This window comes from Mesorhizobium sp. M0563 (genome assembly GCF_040321065.1).
Taxonomy (GTDB): domain Bacteria; phylum Pseudomonadota; class Alphaproteobacteria; order Rhizobiales; family Rhizobiaceae; genus Mesorhizobium.
Genome location: NZ_JAMYQV010000008.1, coordinates 151,633 through 172,482 on the forward strand (window position 1 = coordinate 151,633; position 20,850 = coordinate 172,482).

16 protein-coding genes are annotated in these 20,850 nt (G+C 64.0%); 8 read left to right on the plus strand and 8 right to left on the minus strand.

All coding sequences use genetic code 11. The annotated features are described in order from the left end of the window. Positions 1 to 36: 36 nt before the first annotated feature. Positions 37 to 693 (plus strand): class I SAM-dependent methyltransferase, encoded by a 657-nt coding sequence (locus NKI50_RS13420; RefSeq protein WP_084642516.1) that lies wholly within the window; start codon positions 37 to 39, stop codon positions 691 to 693. Here NKI50_RS13420 and NKI50_RS13425 read toward each other — a convergent pair. Beyond that, entirely contained in the window at positions 677 to 1,399 is a 723-nt protein-coding gene (locus tag NKI50_RS13425) for an HAD family hydrolase (protein WP_023717885.1), read from the minus strand. The two genes, NKI50_RS13420 and NKI50_RS13425, sit on opposite strands and share 17 nt — an antisense overlap. 5 nt (positions 1,400 to 1,404) lie before the next feature. Next, positions 1,405 to 3,051 (minus strand): glucose-6-phosphate isomerase, encoded by a 1,647-nt coding sequence (pgi, locus tag NKI50_RS13430; RefSeq protein WP_352493739.1) that lies wholly within the window; start codon positions 3,049 to 3,051, stop codon positions 1,405 to 1,407. Between the two features lie 255 nt (positions 3,052 to 3,306). On the opposite strand from pgi, the gene pdxR reads away from it, so the two are divergent. Together pdxR and NKI50_RS13440 are read left to right on the plus strand one after the other, a co-directional pair. Next, positions 3,307 to 4,800, plus strand: coding sequence for a MocR-like pyridoxine biosynthesis transcription factor PdxR (gene pdxR / locus NKI50_RS13435; protein ID WP_352467513.1), 1,494 nt, complete (start codon positions 3,307 to 3,309; stop codon positions 4,798 to 4,800). Positions 4,801 to 4,994: 194 nt separating this feature from the next. Then, on the plus strand, positions 4,995 to 6,584 hold the full coding sequence (locus NKI50_RS13440) for a trimethylamine methyltransferase family protein (protein WP_352716803.1): 1,590 nt from the start codon (positions 4,995 to 4,997) through the stop codon (positions 6,582 to 6,584). A gap of 3 nt (positions 6,585 to 6,587) precedes the next feature. Here NKI50_RS13440 and chrA read toward each other — a convergent pair whose 3' ends face one another. The 4 genes from chrA to NKI50_RS13460 form a co-directional block, all read right to left on the minus strand. Continuing rightward, a complete protein-coding gene (chrA, locus tag NKI50_RS13445) occupies positions 6,588 to 7,976 on the minus strand; it encodes a chromate efflux transporter (protein ID WP_352483297.1) in 1,389 nt (462 codons plus the stop codon). Beyond that, a complete protein-coding gene (locus NKI50_RS13450; protein ID WP_023717891.1) occupies positions 7,973 to 8,812 on the minus strand; it encodes a chromate resistance protein ChrB domain-containing protein in 840 nt (279 codons plus the stop codon). Before NKI50_RS13450 ends, chrA begins: the two co-directional genes overlap by 4 nt. 264 nt (positions 8,813 to 9,076) lie before the next feature. Then, positions 9,077 to 10,882, minus strand: coding sequence for an IlvD/Edd family dehydratase (locus NKI50_RS13455; protein ID WP_352483298.1), 1,806 nt, complete (start codon positions 10,880 to 10,882; stop codon positions 9,077 to 9,079). A gap of 227 nt (positions 10,883 to 11,109) precedes the next feature. Continuing rightward, positions 11,110 to 12,282, minus strand: a complete 1,173-nt coding sequence (locus NKI50_RS13460) for an Mrp/NBP35 family ATP-binding protein (protein WP_352716838.1) — start codon at positions 12,280 to 12,282, stop codon at positions 11,110 to 11,112. Positions 12,283 to 12,477: 195 nt separating this feature from the next. Between NKI50_RS13460 and NKI50_RS13465 the strand changes: the two genes are divergently transcribed. Further along, on the plus strand, positions 12,478 to 12,855 hold the full coding sequence (locus tag NKI50_RS13465; protein WP_352493735.1) for a VOC family protein: 378 nt from the start codon (positions 12,478 to 12,480) through the stop codon (positions 12,853 to 12,855). Positions 12,856 to 12,898: 43 nt separating this feature from the next. Here NKI50_RS13465 and NKI50_RS13470 read toward each other — a convergent pair whose 3' ends face one another. Both NKI50_RS13470 and NKI50_RS13475 read right to left on the minus strand, forming a co-directional pair. Further along, positions 12,899 to 13,903 carry an inorganic phosphate transporter gene (locus NKI50_RS13470; protein WP_352493734.1) on the minus strand — a complete coding sequence of 335 codons (1,005 nt, stop codon included), beginning with the start codon at positions 13,901 to 13,903 and terminating at the stop codon, positions 12,899 to 12,901. After that, the gene (locus NKI50_RS13475; RefSeq protein WP_023717896.1) at positions 13,903 to 14,544 is read right to left on the minus strand and encodes a DUF47 domain-containing protein; all 642 of its coding nucleotides are present in this window, start codon (positions 14,542 to 14,544) and stop codon (positions 13,903 to 13,905) included. The genes NKI50_RS13470 and NKI50_RS13475 overlap by 1 nt, the downstream gene beginning before the upstream one ends. Before the next feature lie 194 nt (positions 14,545 to 14,738). Here NKI50_RS13475 and NKI50_RS13480 point away from each other — a divergent pair, with 194 nt between their 5' ends. The 4 genes from NKI50_RS13480 to fdhF all read left to right on the plus strand — a co-directional run bounded on the left by NKI50_RS13480 (position 14,739) and on the right by fdhF (position 20,729). Continuing rightward, the gene (locus tag NKI50_RS13480; RefSeq protein WP_023717897.1) at positions 14,739 to 15,638 is read left to right on the plus strand and encodes a LysR family transcriptional regulator; all 900 of its coding nucleotides are present in this window, start codon (positions 14,739 to 14,741) and stop codon (positions 15,636 to 15,638) included. A 133-nt stretch (positions 15,639 to 15,771) separates the two neighbouring features. Next, a complete protein-coding gene (locus NKI50_RS13485; protein WP_352590774.1) occupies positions 15,772 to 16,251 on the plus strand; it encodes a formate dehydrogenase subunit gamma in 480 nt (159 codons plus the stop codon). Next, positions 16,248 to 17,804, plus strand: a complete 1,557-nt coding sequence (locus NKI50_RS13490) for a formate dehydrogenase beta subunit (RefSeq protein WP_352590771.1) — start codon at positions 16,248 to 16,250, stop codon at positions 17,802 to 17,804. Before NKI50_RS13485 ends, NKI50_RS13490 begins: the two co-directional genes overlap by 4 nt. A gap of 12 nt (positions 17,805 to 17,816) precedes the next feature. Then, positions 17,817 to 20,729: a formate dehydrogenase subunit alpha gene (gene fdhF, locus NKI50_RS13495; RefSeq protein ID WP_352716807.1), complete on the plus strand. Its 2,913-nt coding sequence runs from the start codon at positions 17,817 to 17,819 to the stop codon at positions 20,727 to 20,729. Positions 20,730 to 20,850 lie beyond the last annotated feature (121 nt).

The following is a 20,850-nucleotide window of genomic DNA, read 5'->3' on the forward strand; positions in this document are numbered from 1 at the left end:
TCGCGGCCAGACCCGGCAGAGTTCATCCGGGCGCACATGCGGATCGCCCCCGTGCCCGCGCTTCCCGAAATCCGGCTTTACACCGCCCATCCGGGAAGCGGCCTCAGGCGGCTTCTCGAATGGAACCAACATGGGACCGAAGAAGACGAACCTGAACCGGAGCCACCGTACTGGGCCTATGTCTGGGCCGGCGGCGCGGTGCTTGCCCGCTACATAATCGACCGGCCGGAGACCGTGGCCGGGCGTCGCGTGCTCGACCTCGGCGCCGGCTCGGGCCTCGTCGGCATCGCTGCGGCGAAAGCCGGAGCCAGCGCGGTCGTCGCGGCCGAGATCGATCGTAATGGTGTGGTTGCGCTCAGCCTCAATGCGACTGCGAACGGCGTCGCTATCATGATCGTTGGCGACGACATCACCGGCGGTCCGCCGCCACCGGTGGACATCGTGGTGGTCGGCGACCTGTTTTACGCCCGCGATCTTGCCGGCCGGGTCGTTCCCTTCCTCGACCGCTGCCTTGCTGCCGGCATCGCCGTGCTGATCGGCGATCCGGGCCGCGCCTATCTGCCGCGCTCGCGGCTTCGCCTGCTGGCCGAATACGAGGTGCCGGATGTCGGCGAGGGCAGGAATGCGGCGATGAAACCGAGCGGCGTGTTCTCGTTCGGACCAGATAACTACGAGTCTAGACCGTCTCGCTGACCCGGGCCGCAAGAAAATCGGGCAGATCAGCCACCGAATCCAGGATGACGTCGGCGATCTGTGACAGCGATTCACGTGTGCCGGTGCCGGACAGCACGCCGATCGCCAGGCCGCAGCCGCCGGCGCGCGCCATCTCCAGATCGTGACGATTGTCGCCGACCATTGCGATCGTCGCCGGCCTGAGCCCTGTCAGATCCGAAAAGGCAAGGATCGTATCCGGCGCCGGTTTTGGATTGGCCACCGCGTCGTAACCATAGGCGGCTTCGAAAAGCTGCGCGACGCCCAGCGTGACCAAGGTCTTTTCCGCGCCGCTGGTCGAGTCGTTGGTGGCGACGCCAAGCCGGTAGGATTTTCTGTGAAGCAGCCCAAGCGTCTCGACCACACCCGGCAGCGCCACGGCCATCGCCGATCCTTGCGCCGAGGTGATGGCATTGAAGCGGGCGACGGCAAGCATCTGGTCCTCGTCGGACAGCCGCGGAAACCACAGTTCGACGACGTCCATGTTGGTCCCGGAGGCAAAGATAGAATCCGGCTTGAAGCGCCTGGTGGCGAAGTCGAAGCCCGCCGCCGCAAGCAGCCTGTCTGCCTTCCAGCGATCGCCTTCGGCCGCATCCATCGCCATGAAGTCGGCGATGCCCAGCCATGTCGCGTTGAAATCCACGAGCGTGCCGTCCTTGTCGAACAATATTCCCTTGATGTCCGCCAAGCTTTTCACTCCGGGCCGCGCAAGCGGTGAATGTATTCCACCAGTCCGGCAGTCGAGGCATCCCGCTTTGCGGCATTCTCCTTGCCTTCAACGACGGGCAGCAGCCCGGTCGCCAGTTCCTTGCCGAGCTCGACGCCCCACTGGTCGAAGGAGTTGATGTTGAACAGCGTGCCTTCGACGAAGACGCGATGTTCGTAAAGCGCAATCAGCCGTCCGAATGTATGTGGGTCGAGCTTCCTGTAGAGGATCGTCACTGAGGGGCGGTCGCCGGAGAAGACGCGGTGCGGAGCAATCCTGTCGACATCGGCGGGCTTCATGCCTTTCGCCAGCATCTGCGCGCGGGCTTCCTCCAGCGTGCGGCCCTTCATGAAGGCTTCCGACTGCGCCAGGCAATTGGCAAGCAGAAGGTCGTGGTGATGCTTCAGTTCCGGCTCGTGGCCGACGGCAGCGGCGAGGAATTCGACCGGAATGAAATCGGTGCCCTGATGCAGAAGCTGGAAGAAGGCGTGCTGGCCGTTGGTGCCGGGCTCGCCCCAGACCAGCGGGCCGGTCGGCGTCGTTACAGCGCCGCCATCCAGGGTGACGCTCTTGCCGTTCGATTCCATGTCGAGCTGCTGCAGATAGGCCGGCAGCCTGGACAGACGCTGATCGTAGGGGATGACGGCGCGAGCCGGATATTTGCAGATCACGCGATGCCACCAGCCGATCAGCCCCATCAGCGCCGGCAGGTTCTTCGCCAGCGGCGCGGTGCGGAAATGCTCGTCCATCTCATGGGCGCCGTCGAGAAAGGCGCGAAAATCCTTCGGGCCAATGGCGATCATCACCGGCAGGCCGATCGCACCCCAGACGGAATAGCGGCCGCCGACCCAGTCCCAGAAGCCGAAGACGCGGTCGGCTGCGATGCCGAATTTGGCGACCAGGTCGAGCGCCGTCGAGACGGCGGCGAAATGCTTGCCGACCGCTTCCTTGCCGAGCGCCTTCTCGACCCATCTGCGTGCCGTCTCGGCATTGGTCATCGTCTCAACCGTGGTGAAGGTCTTGGAGGCGATGATGAACAGGGTGGTTTCGGCGGAAAGACCCTTCAACGTGTCGTGGATATGGGCACCGTCGATATTGGACACGTAATGCGCGCGCGGCCCGTCATGATAGGGCGCCAGCGCCAAGGTCGCCATGGCCGGGCCGAGATCGGAGCCGCCGATGCCGATGTTGACGATGTCGGTGATCTTCTTGCCGGTCGCGCCGGCCGCCTTACCGGAACGCACCGCGTCGGCGAAGGCGCCCATCGCGTCGAGTACGCCGAGGACTTCCGCCTTCACGTCCTGGCCCTCGTCGAGCACGATGCCTTTGCCGGTAAGGTTACGCAGCGCGGTATGCAGCACGGCGCGGCCTTCGGTGACGTTGATCTTCTTGCCAGCAAACATCGCGTCGCGCCGGCCTTCGAGGTCGGCGGCCTCAGCTAGGTTCTCCAGCAACTCCATCGTCCGCGCATCGACCGCGCATTTCGACCAGTCGAGCAGCAGGTCGCCGTCGCTGGCGGAGAATTTCTCGAAGCGCTGCGGATCGGCAGCGAAAGCCTCGCGCATCGAGCCCGATTTGGCCGCACGATGATCGCGCAACAAGTCGAGCTGCTTTTGAAAGGACGATTGATCCACTGCTTCGCTCCGGTCTCTTGAGATGCATCTTATCAGGCCGGATGTTTCCGGCGCGTGTCGTCGCGGCAAACTATCGGGTCGAATTCCATCCGTTTCAATGCGCAGCGATGCCGCAGAGCAGCGTGGGCCGGCGCAAAGGATCACTGGCATAAATCCCAGCGATCAGAAAAATTGATTGGCGCAACACCTTGTGCCACCGGTACATTCGACTGGTCCAGCCAAGTGAAAAAAGCTGGCCATCGAGGAACATCTCCCATGCCACAGAGAAACGACACGGCCATATGGTCCGGCCTGTTCCGGATTTCGGCGGAATCCGGTCAGACCCTGCAGGCGCAGATCCGTCAGGCGATCGTCGCCGCCATCCTCGACCGGCAGATCGCGGCTTCCATGCCGCTTCCGTCCTGCCGGATTCTCGCCGAAAAACTCGGCGTAGCGCGTGGCACCGTGGTGCTGGCCTTCCAGCAGCTGGTCGACCAGGGCTTCCTGGTGGCGCGCGAGCGCCGCGGCCACTTCGTCAATCCCGAAGTGCTGGCGACGCCGGCCAAACCGCACCAGAAGGCGCCCGACCAAGCCAACGAGATCGACTGGAAGGCCCGCCGGCAGATCGCGGCGAGCGACATGCCACCGCCGGCCAAGCACGACAACTGGATCAAATCGTCCTACCCCTTCGTCTATGGCCAGTTCGACCCGGCGCTGTTCCCGACCGCCGAATGGCGCGAGTGCAACCGCATGGCGCTGGCGGTGCTCGAAATCCGCAACTGGGCGTCCGACATGGTCGACCGCGACGATCCCCTCCTGATCGAGCAGATCCAGGCACGGCTGCTGCCGCGGCGCGGCATCTTCGCCAATCCGGACGAGATCATCGTGACGCTGGGCGCGCAGAACGCGCTTTACATGCTGGCGACGCTGTTGATGACCAAGGGCTCGAAGGTGGCGATGGAGGACCCGGGCTATCCCGATGCACGTTCGATCTTCCGGCTGGCCGGCGCCGACATCCAGCCGGTTCCGGTCGACCACTCCGGCATCGTAACCTCGGCCATTCCCAATGATTCCGGCTTCGTCTTCGTCACGCCCAGCCACCATTGCCCGACCATGGTGCCGCTGTCGGCAGAGCGGCGGCAGGATCTTTTGGCGCGCGCCAACCGCTACAACCAGATCATCATCGAGGACGGATATGACAGCCAGCTCCTGGACGAGGCGCCGCAGCAGGCGCTGAAGAGCCTCGATCGGTCCGGCCGCGTCGTCTATGTCGGCTCGATGTCGAAGACGCTGGCTCCCGGCCTCAGGCTCGGCTACATCGTCGCCTCGGCCGGGCTGATCTCCGAGCTTCGGGCGCTGCGCCGCTTCATGCTGCGCCACCCGCCGGCAAACAACCAGCGCGCCGTCGCATTGTTCCTGTCGCTCGGCCATCACGAGGCGCTGGTGCGGCGGCTGTCGAGCGCCTTCGACGAGAGGCGCAAGCGTCTGGTCCATGCGATTTCCGCCTTCCTGCCGGAGTGGCGCTCGACCGATTCGGCCGGCGGCACGTCGCTCTGGCTCGAGGGACCGCGCGGCACCGATTCGCGTGGGCTGGCGGAGGCCGCGGCCTCGCGCAGCGTCATCATCGAGCCTGGCGACCGCTTCTTCGACCGCACCGAAAAGCCATCGCGTTTCATGCGCTTGGGCATTTCCTCGATCGCGTTGCAGCACATCGAACCCGGCATCCGCGAACTGGCGACGGCAGCTGGACGCAGGCCGGCAGCGGCCTGATCTCCCTTCCCCGACCGGAGCCTGGCGCATGTAGCGCGACTCCGGTTCTTTAGCTCCTTGGCATATGCGACGGGACCGGCTGGCACATAGGCTGTGCCAATGCCGGCGGCATAGTCGGAGTACATAGGGGACGAAGCAGGCAGATGGTGGACCAACCGCCGCGCCCGCTTCGCAGCTAAAGTTGGAGTGCCTTCATGCCGGTGGCCCATGAGAAGCAGGACGTGTCCGCAGACCAGCGTTCGCGACGATCCGGCGGGCGCGAGGCGCGCCGCGCCATGCGAGCAGCACCGCTTGCCGACGACGTCAAGCCGGTGCGTGCCGGCCTCGAAGGCGGAAGCTACAGCCCGCTCAGCGGCAATGATTGCGAACGTATCCACGAGGCCGTGCTTACCCTTCTGGAGACAGTCGGTTTCGCCAACGCCATCCCCTCCTGCATTGAGGCACTGACCAAGGCCGGCGCAACGCTTGGCGAGGACGGCCGCCTGCGCTTTCCTCGCGCTCTGGTGCTCGACACGATCAAGAAAGCGGCGCGGCATTTCACCCTGCACGGCCAGGATCCGAAGCACGACATGATGATCCAGGGCAAGCGTGTGCATTACGGCACGGCTGGTGCTGCGGTGCATCTTGTCGATGTCGAAAAGCGTGAGTATCGCGAGTCGCTGCTGCAGGACATTTACGATGCGGCGCGCCTGGTCGAGGGGCTCGACAACATCCATTTCTTCCAGCGGCCGATGGTGCCACGCGACATCCCCGACCCGCTCGACATGGATTTCAACACGCTCTACGCCTGCGTCATGGGCACGTCGAAGCATGTCGGCACCTCGTTTACCGTGCGTGAGAACGTCAAGCCGGCGCTCGACATGCTCTATGCCATCGCCGGCGGCGAAGAGAATTTTCGCGCGCGGCCTTTCGTCTCCAATTCGAACTGTTTCGTCGTGCCGCCGATGAAGTTTGCCGAGGACGCCTGCGGCGTGCTCGAAGCCTGTGTCGAGGGCGGCATTCCGATCCTGCTGCTGTCGGCAGGCCAGGCAGGTGCGACGGCACCGGCGGCGATTGCCGGTGCCGTGGTGCAGGCGGTCGCCGAAGTGCTGGTCGGCCTAATCTATGTCAACGCCATCAAGCCGGGCCACCCGGCAATCTTCGGCACCTGGCCGTTCGTCTCGGACCTCCGGACCGGCGCCATGTCGGGCGGTTCGGCCGAGCAGGCGGTGCTGACCGCGGCCTGCGCGCAGATGGCACAATTTTACGACCTGCCGGGCGGTTCGGCCGCCGGCATGACGGATTCGAAACTGCCTGACATTCAGTCAGGCTACGAAAAGGGCATAACCGACGTGATGGCCGGTCTTGCCGGCCTCAACCTGGTTTACGAATCGGCCGGCATGCACGCCTCGCTGCTCGGCTTTTGCCTTGAGAGCCTGATCATCGACAACGACATGCTCGGCCACTGCCTGCGCTGCGTGCGCGGCATCGACGTGACGGACGAGTCGCTGTCCATCGACACCATCGCCGATGTCTGCCTGAAGGGCCCGGGCCATTATCTCGGCAACGAGCAGACGCTGCGGCTGATGCAGACCGAATATTTCTATCCGGCCGTCGGCGACCGCTTTTCGCCGAAGGAATGGAATGAGAAAGGCAGGCCCGACATCTTGCAGCGGGCGATCATCGAGAAGAAACGCGTGCTTGCCGAACGCTTCCCGCGCCATGTGCCGAAGCCCGTCGACGACAAATTGCGCGCCCGTTTCGGCGATATGATCAAGCTGCCGCGCGGCAGAATGGGCGGCTGAGCGTTAGCCGCTCGCCGCCAGCAACAAGACGCCGGCCAGCGCCGATCCGGCAAGCGTCGGCAGCATGCCGATTTTCAGCTTCAGAATGGCGATCATCGAGGCACAGGAAAGCAGCGCCGCGCGCCAGTCTATCGATGAAAGCACCGGCACGTCCATTCCAAGCCCGACATTGCGCACTTCGCCGAAGATGACGTGCAAGCCGAACCATAGAGCGAGATTCATGATGACGCCGACGACGGCGGCGGTGATTGCGCCGAGCGCCGCCGACAGCGCCTTGTTGCCGCGCAGCGCTTCGATGTAAGGCGCGCCAAGGAATATCCACAGGAAACATGGGGTAAACGTCGCCCACAGCGTGAACAGCCCGCCAAATAACCCGGCAAGCAGCGGCGCCAGCGAGCCCGACTGGCGGAAGGCGGCGACGAAGCCGACGAACTGCAAGACCAGGATGAGCGGGCCCGGCGTGGTTTCGGCAAGTCCGAGGCCGTCGACCATTTCACCGGGTGCCAGCCAGCCGAAGTACTCGACCGCTGCCTGCGCCACATAGGCAAGGGCCGCGTAGGCGCCGCCGAAGGTAACGACCGCCATGACACTGAAGAAGCCACCGATTTGCGTCCAGACGCTGGCCGAGCCGGTGACAGCCCAGACCAGCAGAACAGGCCCGAGCCAGATCGGCAGCCAGATCGCCAAGATGCGCGGCGCGTGCCATCGCGTCGGCCTGACGTGGGTCAGTTCACCGCGCTCGAACATCAGATCGACCGCGCCCTTGATGTCGGGAACATCGCCCTTGCCATGCGAAGCGCCGGAAAAAAATGCCGGCGCACTACGGTTGCCGATCCAGCCTGCCAGGCCGGCAAGCAGGACGATCAGCGGAAACGGCACGTTCAACGCGTAGATGGCGATGAAGGCGGCGAGTGCGATCGACACCATGACGGGGTTTTTCAGCGCGCGTCTGCCGATCCGGATCACCGCCTCGATGACAATGGCGAGCACGGTCGCCTTGACCCCGAAAAACAGCGCCGCGACGAGTGGTACATCGCCATAGAGCGCATAGAGGCTGCTCAGGACGAGCATGACAAGCGCGCCCGGCACGACGAAGAGAATGCCGGCAACAAGGCCGCCGACCGTTTTGTGCAGCAACCAGCCGATATAGATGGCAAGTTGCTGGGCCTCGGGGCCAGGCAGCAGCATGCAGTAGTTCAACGCATGCAGGAAACGCTGTTCGCCGATCCAGCGCCGTTCCTCGACCAATTCCTTGTGCATGAGTGCGATCTGCCCGGCCGGGCCGCCAAAGCTGAGCACGCCGATTTTCGCCCAGACTTTCACGGCCTGCCGGAAGCTCGGCACAACCGGCTCTTGGATCTCCGGCGGCTCTTTCGAAAGGACGGCGCTCACGAAGGCTTGCCCGCGCCGAGATTGCCCGTGCCGGCGGCCGGCCAGTTATGCGTCTCCTCGGTGGCATCGCGGCACCAGCGGAAGAACGCATCGTAAAGCAGCATGCCGGCCTCGAGCTGCTCCAGATCGTCGCGAAACATCCGTGACAGGCCAAGCGAGGCGGCCAGGAACCCGGCCGCCTGTGGGACAAGATCGAGGCTCGCAGTATCGGCAGCGCGTATGATCGTGGCGAGGCGATCGAGCGCTTCGGATTTTAGTCCGAACTCCTCGATCATGGTATCGAAGGTGCAGCGTTCGCCGCGGTGGCTCCAGAACACGTTCTCGATGTCGAAAGGCACGGCCTGAAAGCGATCGGCGACGGCCGCCACTTCGGCCGGCTCGACGAAGAGAAAGACCGCGTGAGGATTGATGAAGCGTCGGATCAGCCAGGGGCACGCGATGCGATCGACCTTCGGGCGCGTACGCGTCACCCAAACGGTGCGGCCCTTGGCATCGGCGGGCGGTATCTTGCCGGTGTGAACCAAAAGCCCCTTGGCATCGCGCCATGCCTCAAACCCGCCTTCGAGCGATTCGGCGGCAATGCCCTCGTGCCGCAGCCATGCGGCCACGCCTTGCGAGAGCTTTTTTCCCTGTTGGCAGACGACCGTCACTTGCTGGCCAGTGAATTCGCCAGCCCAGGTGGCGACAGCCTTGAAGTCACGCCGGGTTGAGCCCGGCAACAGGCGCGGATCGGCGTTGTAGTCATCATCGGTGCGGACATCGATGATTGCGGGCGCACCCGGCAGCCCAATCAGACGAGACAGTTGCGATACAGTGATAGCGGTTGTTGACGGCATGGCGTCCACCTCCTTGAAAGAGAAGCTTGGACGCGAACGTTGGGCTGACGCCTCACGGGGTCGTCGCGATGCACCCCTTACGATGATCGTGGATTTGTCACGCCCGCTTGTCAAGCATTCCCGTTCTCGCGGGAGCAATCGCTTTTGACAAATGACCGCGTCCAACTCTGTGGCGGGCATTTCTCCCCGTTAGCGGGCTGTTAACGGGGAGAAATGAGGTGACCGTTACGCTGGCGACCTGACGGCTCGTGCGACGGACCCTGGTCAGTGATTGTCCCTCGGCACGCCGCTTGTATGAGCCACATCCTGGTACTTCACCGCCGGCTTCAGCACCATGCCTTCGGAAAACTGGTCGACCATGCCGCGCTGGATTTCCTGCCACGGCGTCTGGTGCTTCGGATAGTGATAGCCGCCATTGTTCTGCAGCTCGGCGCGGCGCCGCGTGATCTCGTCGTCGCTGACGAGGATGTCGGCGGTACCCTTGCGCAGGTCGATGCGGACGCGATCGCCGGTCTTCAGCAGCGCCAGGCCGCCGCCGATGGCGGCTTCCGGCGAGGCGTTGAGGATCGACGGCGAGCCCGACGTGCCTGACTGACGACCGTCGCCGATACAGGCCAGCGCGTGGATGCCCTTTTTGATCAGATAGGCAGGCGGCTGCATGTTGACGACTTCGGCGCCGCCGGGATAGCCGATCGGGCCGGCGCCGCGCATGAACAGGATGGTGTGCTCGTCGATGCCCTGTGCCGGGTCGTCGATGCGGGCGTGATAATCCTCGGGGCCGTCGAAGACCATGGCGTTGCCCTCGAACGCTTCCGGGTCCTTCGGGTTCGACAGATAGCGTTCGCGGAATTCGGGCGAGATGCCACTGGTCTTCATGATCGCCGAATCGAACAGATTGCCCTTGAGGTTGATGAAGCCGGCATTGGCTTTCAGCGGCTCGGCAACCGTGCGGATGACGTCGAGGTTCTCGTTGACGGCGCCGCTGCAATTGTCGCCGATGGTCTTGCCGTTAGCGGTCATGGCTTCCGGATAGGGCAGCATGCCGCCCTTCATCAGTTCGGCGATCACAGCCGGCACGCCGCCGGCATGGTGATAGTCCTCGCCGAGATATTCGCCGGTCGGCTGCAGATTGACGATGAGCGGAATGTTGAGGCCAACCTTCTGCCAATCGTTGTTGTCGAGCGGCACGCCGAGGTGGCGGGCGATGGCGTTGAGGTGGATCGGCGCATTGGTCGACCCGCCGATCGCCGAATTGACGACTATGGCGTTCTCGAAGGCCTTGCGGGTCATGATGTCGGAGGGCTTCAGATCCTCATGCACCATGTCGACGATGCGCTTTCCAGTCTCATAGGCGATCTGGCCGCGTTCGCGATAGGGGGCGGGGATTGCGGCCGAGCCCGGCAATTGCATGCCGAGCGCCTCGGCCAGCGAATTCATCGTGGTAGCGGTGCCCATCGTGTTGCAATAGCCGGTCGACGGCGCCGAGGAGGCGACGATGTCCATGAACTCGTCATAGCCGATCTCGCCGGCCGACAGGCGCTGGCGCGATTCCCAGACGATGGTGCCGGAGCCGGTGCGCTTGCCCTTGTGCCAGCCGTTGAGCATCGGGCCGACCGAAAGCGCGATAGCCGGAATGTTGACGGTAGCCGCGGCCATCAGCATGGCCGGCGTCGTCTTGTCGCAGCCGATGGTGAGCACCACGCCGTCGAGCGGATAGCCGTAGAGCACCTCGACCAGGCTGAGATAGGCAAGGTTGCGGTCGAGGGCAGCTGTCGGCCGCTTGCCGGTTTCCTGGATCGGGTGGCAAGGAAACTCGAAAGGAATGCCGCCCATCGAGACGATGCCCTCGCGCACGCGCTTGGCCAGTTCGATGTGATGGCGGTTGCAGGGCGACAGGTCCGAGCCGGTCTGGGCGATGCCGATCAGCGGCTTGCCGGACATCAGTTCGGCCCGCGTCAGCCCGTAATTCAGGTAGCGCTCCAGATAAAGTGCTGTCATGCCCGGATTGTCGGGATTGTCGAACCACTCTTGCGAGCGAAATTTTTTCTTGCTGGTGGGGGCGCCTGCCATCGTGGTCTCCGTATTTGTATGACAAATCGATATGACAACGCGCGGGAGCAGGCAAGGGGCACGCGCCATCCGAATCCGCACTTTGGTGCGATAGACACACATCTGCCTCCGCGCTAGACGGGATCGTGGTTTGTCAGTCCGCTATCCCGGAAAAGTTGGAGCGTGTCGCCGCGGACCCCGCCCGGTCCTTCGGGCCACCCTCCGCTCAAAGGGGAGGGATATCCGCATCACTCGAACACGATGCTCGGCACTGCAGCCTCGGCCGCGCCGCGCTCTTCATTGACGCGGTGCCAGACCTTGGCGGCGATGTCGCGATAGATTTTCGCCTCGGCGCTATCGGGCTTGGAGACCACCACCGGCGTGCCGGCGTCGGAGCTTTCGCGGATGCCCATCTCGAGCGGCACTTCGCCAAGGAAGGTGACGCCGAGGCGCTCTGCCTCACGGCGCGCGCCGCCATGGCCGAAGATGTCGTAGCGTTTCCCCGTATCGGGGGCGAGAAAATAGCTCATGTTTTCGACGATGCCCAAAAGCGGCACGTCGACCTTTCTGAACATGTTGAGGCCTTTGCGCGCATCGATCAGGGCCAGGTCCTGTGGCGTCGAGACGATGACGGCGCCGGCCAGCGGCACCTGTTGGGCCATGGTCAGCTGGGCGTCGCCGGTGCCGGGCGGCATGTCGACGACGAGCACGTCGAGCGGTCCCCATTCGACCTCGCGCAGCATTTGCGTCAATGCCGACATCACCATCGGCCCGCGCCAGATCATCGGCGTCTCCTCATCGACGAGGAAGCCCATCGACATGACCTTGAGGCCATAGTTCTGCATCGGCTTCAGGATCTTGCCCTCGACGGTCTGCGGCCGGCCATGAATGTTGAGCAGACGTGGCATGGACGGGCCATAAATATCGGCATCGAGCACGCCGACCCGCAACCCGTTGGCGGCCAGGCCAAGGGCGATATTGACGGCGGTGGTCGACTTGCCGACGCCGCCCTTGCCGGAAGCAACAGCGATGATGGCGTCGATGCCTGGTACGCCGCGCTTGCCATGGCTGTGCGAGGCGGGCGCCTGCGGCGCGGGACGAGCAGGTGCGGCCGGCGGAGCGGGCCTCTGAGCCGGTCTTTGCGGAACCGGCGCCTCCATGCCGCCGCCCTTCTTTTCCGCCGTCAGCGCGACCACGGCGCCGGCGACACCGGGGATCGCCTTGACGACACGCTCGGCGGCCGCACGCAGCGGCTCCATCTCCTGGGCACGGGCGGCGGGAACGGTGATCGAGAAGAACACCTTGGCATCGGCAATGAAAATCTCGGAAACCATGCCGAGGTCGACGATATTGCCGGTGAAATCCGGCCCGTTGACCGTCTTCAGGCGTTCGATGACGATTTCCTTGGTGACGGACATCAGATCTTCCTTATGCAAGCTCGCGCCTGAGATAGTGCAGTTTCCGGAGAGAACCAAGTCGTGGAGCAACAGCCGGCCTGGTGTGCCCCGGAAAACGGACCGACGCTGTCAGATTTGCCTGATCGACGGTCGCCAACCATCCGCTACGACCTATCTGAAGGAGCAGCATGAGCACGACATCAAGGGAAGGAGACGATCATGCTCGCAAACAGCAACGCAACGGCCAATCTCGCAGTGAAGGACCTGGCCAAGGCCAGGGCTTTCTACGAAGGGACGCTCGGCCTGAAAGAGGTGCACAATGAAGGTGGCGAACTGATCGTCTATAAAAGCGGCGATACCAGCATCAACGTGTACCGTTCGAATTTCGCTGGGACCAACAAGGCGACGGCTGTGACCTGGACGGTCGGCGACGAGCTCGGCAAAATCGTTGAGGCGTTGAAATCGAAGGGCGTGGCCTTCGAGCATTACGACATGCCCGGCCTGACGCTGGAGGGTGACGTTCATGTCGGTCAGGGCATGAAGGTCGCATGGTTCAAGGATCCGGACGGCAACATCCTGAACCTTGTGGACAGGTAGATACGGCGTTCACGCACCGCCGCCGCGCAGTGCTGCGGTGCTCTCACCTTGCCAGGCCGACCGCGAGGTAGGTGAGGGCCGCAATCACCGCGGTTGCCGGCAGGGTGATAATCCAGGCAACCACGATGTTGCCGGCAATGCCCCAGCGAACGGCTGAGACGCGGCGGGCGGCGCCGACGCCAATGATGGCGCCGGTGATCGTGTGTGTGGTCGATACCGGAATACCGAGCCAGGTGGCGGCGAACAGGGTGATCGCACCGCCGGTCTCGGCGCAGAAACCCTGCATCGGGTTCAGCCGGGTGATCTTCGATCCCATTGTGTGGACGATGCGCCAGCCGCCGAGCAACGTGCCCAGCGCCAGCGCCGACTGACAGGTGATGACGACCCACAGCGGCACGTAAAAATTCGCGCCGAGCATGCCTTGCGAATAAAGCAGCACGGCGATGATGCCCATGGTCTTCTGCGCGTCGTTGCCGCCATGGCCGAGCGAATAGAGCGAGGCGGAAAAGAACTGCATGACGCGGAAGGTGCTGTCGACGGCGAACGGCGTCTGCCGCACGAACAGCCAGGAGACCGCGAGGATCAAGACGAGCGCCAGCAGAAAGCCTGCCGCCGGCGACAGCACGATGGCCGCCGTCGTCTTGCCCAATCCGGCCCAGACGATGGCGCCGGTGCCGGCCTTGGCAACGCCGGCGCCGACCAAACCGCCGATCAGCGCGTGCGAGCTGCTGGACGGGATACCGACGAGCCAGGTGACGATATTCCAGACGATGGCGCCGACAAGTGCTGCGAAGATCACTGCCGGCGTGACGATGCTGGCGTCGATGATGCCGGTTCCCAGCGTCTCCGCCACGTGAAGACCGAAGAACATGAAGGCGATGAAATTGAAGAAAGCCGCCCAGAACACCGCATAATGCGGCCTCAGCACGCGGGTGGAGACGATTGTCGCGATGGAGTTGGCGGCATCGTGCAGGCCGTTGAGGAAATCGAAGAACAGTGCGACGGCGACAAGGCCGACCAGCACCGGAAAGGCTATCGCGGCTTCCACTATACGTTCTCGATGACGATGCCGCTGATTTCGTTGGCGACGTCCTCGAAGCGGTCGACCACCTTTTCCAGCTGGCCGTAGATCTCGCTGCCGATCAGATAGGCCATCGGATCGCTGCGGCCGTGCCGCTTGAACAGGTCCTTCAGGCCCTGTTCGTGCAGGTCGTCGGCCCGGCCTTCGGCGCGCATGACCTCCTCGGCGATGGCGTTGAGGCGCACCGTATGCGCCCCGACCTTGCCGAGCAGTGGGATCGCCTCGGCCACCAACTTGGCGGCCTCGACGATGACGGCCCCCATTTCCTGCATCAGCGGGTCGAATTCCTTCTTTTCGAACAACCTTACCGTCTTGACGGTCTTGTGCATCATGTCGATGGCATCATCCATCGACTGGATCAGGTCCTTGATGTCGCCGCGATCGAAGGGCGTGATGAAGGAGCGGCGCACGGCCAGCAGAACTTCCGCGGTGATCTGATCGGCTTCGTCCTCGAGATCGATGATCGTCTGACACCAGCGGTCGATGTCGTTGCCCTGCAAAAGCTGCTGCAGTGCCTCAGCGCCGCCGACCACAGTGCGGGAATGCCGCTCGAACAGGTCGAAGAAGCGATCTTCGCGCGGCAAAAGCTTGCGGAACCAGCCCAGCATGTTTCGGTCTCCCGTCGTGTCCAGTCCACGACCCCGTCTCATCCACATAGCGCCGCGTTCCATCGCGGGAAACAGTAAGCCGGCTGAAAGATGTGGATGCGGGCGATTTGCACAGGCGGCTTGCGGCCGAAGGCGATTTCCCCGACCTTGCGCGCTAAGATCGGACATAGCGTCCGTGACAGGCTCCCGACGGCATGATCGACAAGCTGGAATTCTTCATAGCACTCGCCAGGGAAGAACATTTCGGCCGCGCGGCGGAGGTGTGCGGCGTCACCCAACCGACGCTTTCGGCCGGCATCAAGCAGCTGGAGGGCCAGCTCGGCGTGATGCTGGTGCTGCGCGGCTCGCGCTTCCAGGGGCTGACGCCGGAAGGCAAGCAGGTGCTGGTGTGGGCGCGCCGCATCGTCGGCGATAGCAGGACCATGCGCGAGGAGATGCGGGCGGCACGCCACGGCCTGTCAGGACGCATCCGCATCGCCGCGATCCCGACGGCCCTCGCCATGGTGGCGCGATTGACGACGCCGTTTCGGGCAAAGCATCCCGGCGTCACCTTCTCGGTGCTGTCGCGGACATCGATCGAGGTGCTGTCGCTGCTCGGCAATTTCGACATCGACGCCGGCATCACCTATCTCGACAACGAGCCGCTCGGACGCGTCACCAGCGTGCCGCTCTACGACGAGCGCTACCAGTTGATCACCGCTGTCGGGAACCCCTATTTCGACCGCGACAAAGTGACATGGGCGGAACTCTCCCAGCTGCCGCTCTGCCTGCTGACGCCGGACATGCAGAACCGCCGCATCATCGACCAGCATCTGGCCGAAGCCGGCGTGCAGGTGCGGCCGACACTGGAATCCAACTCGATGATCGTGCTGTTCTCGCATATCCGCACCGGCAAATGGTCGTCCATCATGCCGCTTAACCTTGCGGAAACGTTCGGCTTTTCCGAGCCGATCCGGGCTATCCCGATCGTCGAGCCGGATGCCAGCCACACCGTCGGGCTGGTGGCGGCGCCGCGCGAACCGCACACGCCGCTGGTCTCGGCGCTGTTGGACGAGGCAATGGCGCTGGCGGACGATTTCCGCGCCCGCCGCTAGGCTAGATAATGCTGGTGATCGAGATCGATAGAAAATTTCTATCGAGCAACGGATCGGCTTTATTGATTTAGCGGGTTTCCTCTGATTTCCTAAGCACTTAGCGGAAGACCGCCACGACCAGGGAGGGCGCTGCATGACGATGCAGCCTGCAAGTACCGAGATCGCATCGCGCACGGCGGCGATCATCCACGAGCTGAAAGGCCTCGAAGGCCCGCTGTTGCCGATCCTGCACGGCATACAGGAAGAGTTCGGCTATGTGCCGCGGGACGCGCTGCCGGTCATTGCCGAGGCGCTGAACATCTCCAGGGCCGAGGTGCATGGCGTCGTCACCTTCTATCACGATTACCGCAGCCAGCCCGCCGGCCGCCATGTGCTGAAGCTTTGCCAGGCGGAAGCCTGCCAGTCGATGGGCTCGGATGCGATTGCCGCCAAGCTCAAATCAATGCTGGGCATCGGTTTCCACGAGACAACCCGCGACGGTTCGGTGACGCTGGAGCCGGTCTATTGCCTTGGCCTTTGCGCTTGCTCGCCATCGGCGATGCTGGACGGCGAGGTGATCGGGCGGCTCGACGACGAAAAGCTCAATGAAATCGTTGCCGAGGTGCGCTCATGATCCCGCGCATCTATATTCCCGGCGATTCCGGCGCGCTGGCGCTGGGTGCGGAAAAGGTCGCCAAGGCGGTTCGGGCGGAGTTGGCCGAGCGCGGCATCGAGGCCAAGATCGTGCGCAACGGCTCGCGCGGCGCCTATTTCCTCGAGCCGATGGTCGAAGTGGCGACGGCCAATGGCCGCGTCGCCTATGGGCCGGTCAAGCCATCCGACGTCAAAAGCCTGTTCGACTGCGGCTTCCTCACCGGCGGCCATCACAAGCGCTGGCTGGGCGCACCGGACAAGATCCCGTTCCTGGCCAAACAGACGCGGCTGACCTTTGCACGTTGCGGCGTCACCGATCCGCTGTCGCTCGATCACTACAAGGCGCATGGCGGGCTGAACGGCCTGCAGAATGCGGTGGCGATGACACCGGCCGACATCGTCAAGCAGGTGACCGAGTCCGGGCTGCGCGGTCGTGGCGGCGCCGGCTTCCCGACCGGCATCAAATGGAAGACGGTCCTCGATACGTCGGCCGACCGCAAATACATCGTCTGCAATGCCGATGAAGGCGATTCCGGTACGTTCGCCGACCGCATGATCATGGAAGGCGACCCCTTCGTGCTGATCGAAGGCATGGCGATCGCCGGCATCGCCACCGGCGCGACCAAGGGCTTCATCTATATCCGCTCGGAATATCCGCATGCGGTGGCGGTGATGCAGAAGGCCGTCGAGATCGCCCGCAGGGCCGGCGTGCTCGGCGTCAATGTGCTCGGGTCACCCAATTCATTCGACATGGAAGTGCGCGTCGGCGCCGGCGCCTATGTCTGCGGCGAGGAGACCGCCCTGCTCGACAGCCTCGAAGGCAAGCGCGGACAGGTGCGGGCCAAGCCGCCGCTGCCGGCGCATAAGGGCCTGTTCGGCAAGCCGACGGTGATCAACAACGTCATTTCGCTGGCCTCGGTACCGGTGATCATGGACAAGGGTGCCGCCTTCTACAAGGATTTCGGCATGGGCCGTTCGCGCGGCACCATCCCGATCCAGATCGCCGGCAACGTCAAATATGCTGGTCTCTACGAGGCGGCGTTCGGCATGACTCTGGGCGAGATCGTCGACGATATCGGTGGCGGCACGGCAACGGGTCGCCCAGTCAAAGCGGTGCAGGTCGGTGGCCCACTCGGCGCCTATTTCCCGCGCGCCCTGTTCGACACGCCGTTCGACTACGAGGCGTTCGCGGCCAAGGACGGGCTGATCGGCCACGCCGGCATCGTCGTTTTCGACGACAGCGCCGACATGCTGAAGCAGGCGCGCTTCGCCATGGAATTCTGCGCCATCGAGAGCTGCGGCAAGTGCACGCCCTGCCGCATCGGCTCGACGCGCGGCGTCGAGGTGCTGGACCGGCTCGCTGAGAACATCGAACCGGAAAAGCAGATCGCGCTGGTCACCGACCTTTGCAACACGATGAAGTTCGGCTCGCTTTGCGCTCTCGGCGGCTTCACCCCATATCCGGTGATGAGTGCACTCAACCATTTCCCGGACGACTTTCGGCCGACGCCGGTCGCCGAAGCAGCGGAATAGGAGCGGACAGGCATGAACGCGGCATTCGACATCAAATCGCTGGTCCAGGAAATCGACTACGGCACACCCGCCTCCGAAGCGGAACAGCAGGTGACGCTGACCGTCGATGGCAAGCCGGTGACGGTGCCGGCGGGTACCTCGATCATGCGCGCTTCGATGGAAGCGGGCGTTGAAATCCCGAAACTCTGCGCCACCGACATGCTGGACTCGTTCGGCTCCTGCCGGGTCTGCCTCGTCGAGATCGACGGGCGCGGCGGCACGCCGGCCTCGTGCACGACGCCGGTTGGCGAAGGCATGGTCGTGCATACCCAGAGCGACCGGCTGAACGCCATTCGTCGCGGCGTGATGGAGCTCTATGTCTCTGACCATCCGGCTGCGTGGGGCGAGACGGCCGGCACCGGCGCCAGCGAGTTCGACAAGGTCGTCAGGACGGTCGGCCTGACCGAGAACCGCTATGGCGTGGACGGCCGCAACCACGTCGAGCAAGAAAACGGCGTGGCGCCCGGCCATGGCTCGCTGACCATCGACTACATCGCCCGCGATGAATCGAACCCCTATTTCACCTATGATCCGGCGCAATGCATCGTCTGCTCGCGCTGCGTGCGCGCCTGCGAAGAGGTGCAAGGCACGTTCGCGCTGACCATCGAGGGCCGCGGCTTCGAATCCAGGGTCTCGGCCGGCATGCACGAGGCGTTCGTCGATTCCGAATGCGTGTCGTGCGGGGCCTGCGTGCAGGCCTGCCCGACCGATGCGCTGAGGGAGAAAACCGTGCTTGCGAAAGGCCTGCCCGAGCGCTCGACCGTCACCACCTGCGCCTATTGCGGCGTCGGCTGCTCATTCAAGGCCGAGGTCAAGGGCGACGAGGTCATTCGCATGATGCCCTACAAGGCAGGCAAGGCCAACCACGGCCACTCCTGCGTCAAGGGCCGCTTCGCCTATGGCTATGCGACACACAAGGACCGTATCCTGAAGCCGATGATCCGCGAGCGGGTCAGCGATCCGTGGCGCGAAGTGTCGTGGGAAGAGGCGCTCACCCATACGGCGAATGAATTCCGCCGCATCCAGTACCAGTGCGGCCGCACGTCGATCGGCGGCATCACCTCGTCGCGCTGCACCAACGAGGAGACCTACCTCGTCCAGAAGCTGGTCCGGCAGGGCTTCCGCAACAACAATGTCGATACCTGCGCCCGCGTCTGCCATTCGCCGACCGGCTATGGCCTGGGCCAGACCTTCGGTACCTCCGCCGGCACGCAGGATTTCGATTCGATCGAGCAGACGGACGTCATCCTGCTGATCGGCGCCAATCCGACCGATGCGCATCCGGTGTTCGCCTCGCGTATGAAAAAGCGCATGCGCCAGGGCGCCAAGCTGATCGTGCTCGATCCGCGCCGCACCGATATCGTGCGCTCGGCCCATGTCGAAGCGCAGTTCCATCTGCCGCTGAAGCCGGGCACCAACGTCGCCATGCTGACCGCACTTGCCCATGTCATCGTCACCGAAGGCCTGTTCGACGAGGCGTTCATCCGCGAGCGCTGCGACTGGGACGAGTTCCAGGACTGGGCATCGTTCGTGGCACTGCCGGAAAACAGCCCGGAGGTCGTCGGTCAGCTCGCCAATGTCGATCCCGACGACATACGCGGCGCGGCGCGGCTCTATGCGCGCGGCGGCAACGGCGCGATCTATTACGGCCTCGGCGTGACCGAGCACAGCCAGGGCTCGACCACCGTCATCGCCATTGCCAACCTCGCCATGGCGACCGGCAATATCGGCCGGCCGGGCGTCGGCGTGAATCCGCTGCGCGGCCAGAACAATGTGCAGGGCTCCTGCGACATGGGTTCGTTCCCGCACGAACTTCCCGGCTACCGCCACATTTCGGGCGACGCGGTGCGCGCCATCTATGAGAGCCTGTGGGGCGTCAAGCTCGACGACGAGCCCGGCCTGCGCATCCCCAATATGCTGGACGCGGCCGTCGACGGCTCGTTCAAGGGGCTCTATGTACAGGGCGAGGACATCCTGCAGTCGGACCCCGACACCAAGCATGTCGCCGCGGGTCTCGCCGCGATGGAATGTGTCGTCGTGCACGACCTCTTCCTCAACGAGACGGCCAACTACGCGCATGTGTTCCTGCCCGGCTCGACCTTCCTCGAGAAGGACGGCACCTTCACCAATGCCGAGCGCCGCATCAACATGGTGCGCAAGGTGATGGAGCCGAAATGCGGCTATGCCGACTGGGAGACGACGCAGGAGCTCGCCAAGGCGCTCGGCCTCGGCTGGAACTACACGCATCCCTCCGAGATCATGGACGAGATCGCCAAGACGACGCCGAGCTTCTCCGGCGTTTCCTTCGACCTTCTCGACCGGGTGGGCTCGGTGCAGTGGCCCTGCAACGAGAAGTCGCCGGAAGGCACGCCGATCATGCATATTGGCGGCTTCGTGCGCGGCAAGGGCAAGTTCATCCGCACCGAATATGTCGCGACCGACGAGAGGACCGGGCCGCGCTTCCCGCTGCTGCTGACCACCGGCCGCATCCTGTCGCAGTATAATGTCGGCGCGCAGACCAGGCGCACCGACAACGTCGTGTGGCACAGCGAGGATCGGCTGGAGATCCATCCGCATGATGCCGAAAATCGCGGCCTGCGCGATGGCGACTGGGTGCGGCTGACCAGCCGCTCGGGCGAGACGACGCTGCGCGCGCTGATCACCGACCGGGTGTCGCCGGGCGTCGTCTATACGACCTTCCACCATCCCGACACCCAGGCCAACGTCATCACCACCGACTTCTCCGACTGGGCGACCAACTGCCCGGAATACAAGGTGACCGCGGTGCAGGTGGGTGCATCCAACGGCCCGTCGGAATGGCAGCGCGACTATGACGAGCAGGCAAAGCAAAGCCGCCGCATCGCCTCGCTGCAAGCAGCGGAGTAGCGTTTTGGCGTCGTGCCGGAGCACCCCCCTCTGGCCTACCGGCCATCTCCCCCTCAAGGGAGGAGATTGGATGTCATCTCGGCTTTCGCCAATCACCAGCGTCGAAGGGTGCCTTACGTCT

Bases quoted from the DNA above. Each gene is read 5' to 3' on its own strand.
- NKI50_RS13420 (WP_084642516.1), top strand. From the start codon at position 37: ATGCGGATCGCCCCCGTGCCCGCGCTTCCCGAAATCCGGCTTTACACC.
- pdxR (WP_352467513.1), top strand. From the start codon at position 3,307: ATGCCACAGAGAAACGACACGGCCATATGGTCCGGCCTGTTCCGGATT.
- NKI50_RS13440 (WP_352716803.1), top strand. From the start codon at position 4,995: ATGCCGGTGGCCCATGAGAAGCAGGACGTGTCCGCAGACCAGCGTTCG.
- NKI50_RS13450 (WP_023717891.1), bottom strand. From the start codon at position 8,812: ATGCCGTCAACAACCGCTATCACTGTATCGCAACTGTCTCGTCTGATT.
- NKI50_RS13455 (WP_352483298.1), bottom strand. From the start codon at position 10,882: ATGGCAGGCGCCCCCACCAGCAAGAAAAAATTTCGCTCGCAAGAGTGG.
- NKI50_RS13465 (WP_352493735.1), top strand. From the start codon at position 12,478: ATGCTCGCAAACAGCAACGCAACGGCCAATCTCGCAGTGAAGGACCTG.
- NKI50_RS13475 (WP_023717896.1), bottom strand. From the start codon at position 14,544: ATGCTGGGCTGGTTCCGCAAGCTTTTGCCGCGCGAAGATCGCTTCTTC.
- NKI50_RS13480 (WP_023717897.1), top strand. From the start codon at position 14,739: ATGATCGACAAGCTGGAATTCTTCATAGCACTCGCCAGGGAAGAACAT.
- NKI50_RS13485 (WP_352590774.1), top strand. From the start codon at position 15,772: ATGACGATGCAGCCTGCAAGTACCGAGATCGCATCGCGCACGGCGGCG.
- NKI50_RS13490 (WP_352590771.1), top strand. From the start codon at position 16,248: ATGATCCCGCGCATCTATATTCCCGGCGATTCCGGCGCGCTGGCGCTG.
- fdhF (WP_352716807.1), top strand. From the start codon at position 17,817: ATGAACGCGGCATTCGACATCAAATCGCTGGTCCAGGAAATCGACTAC.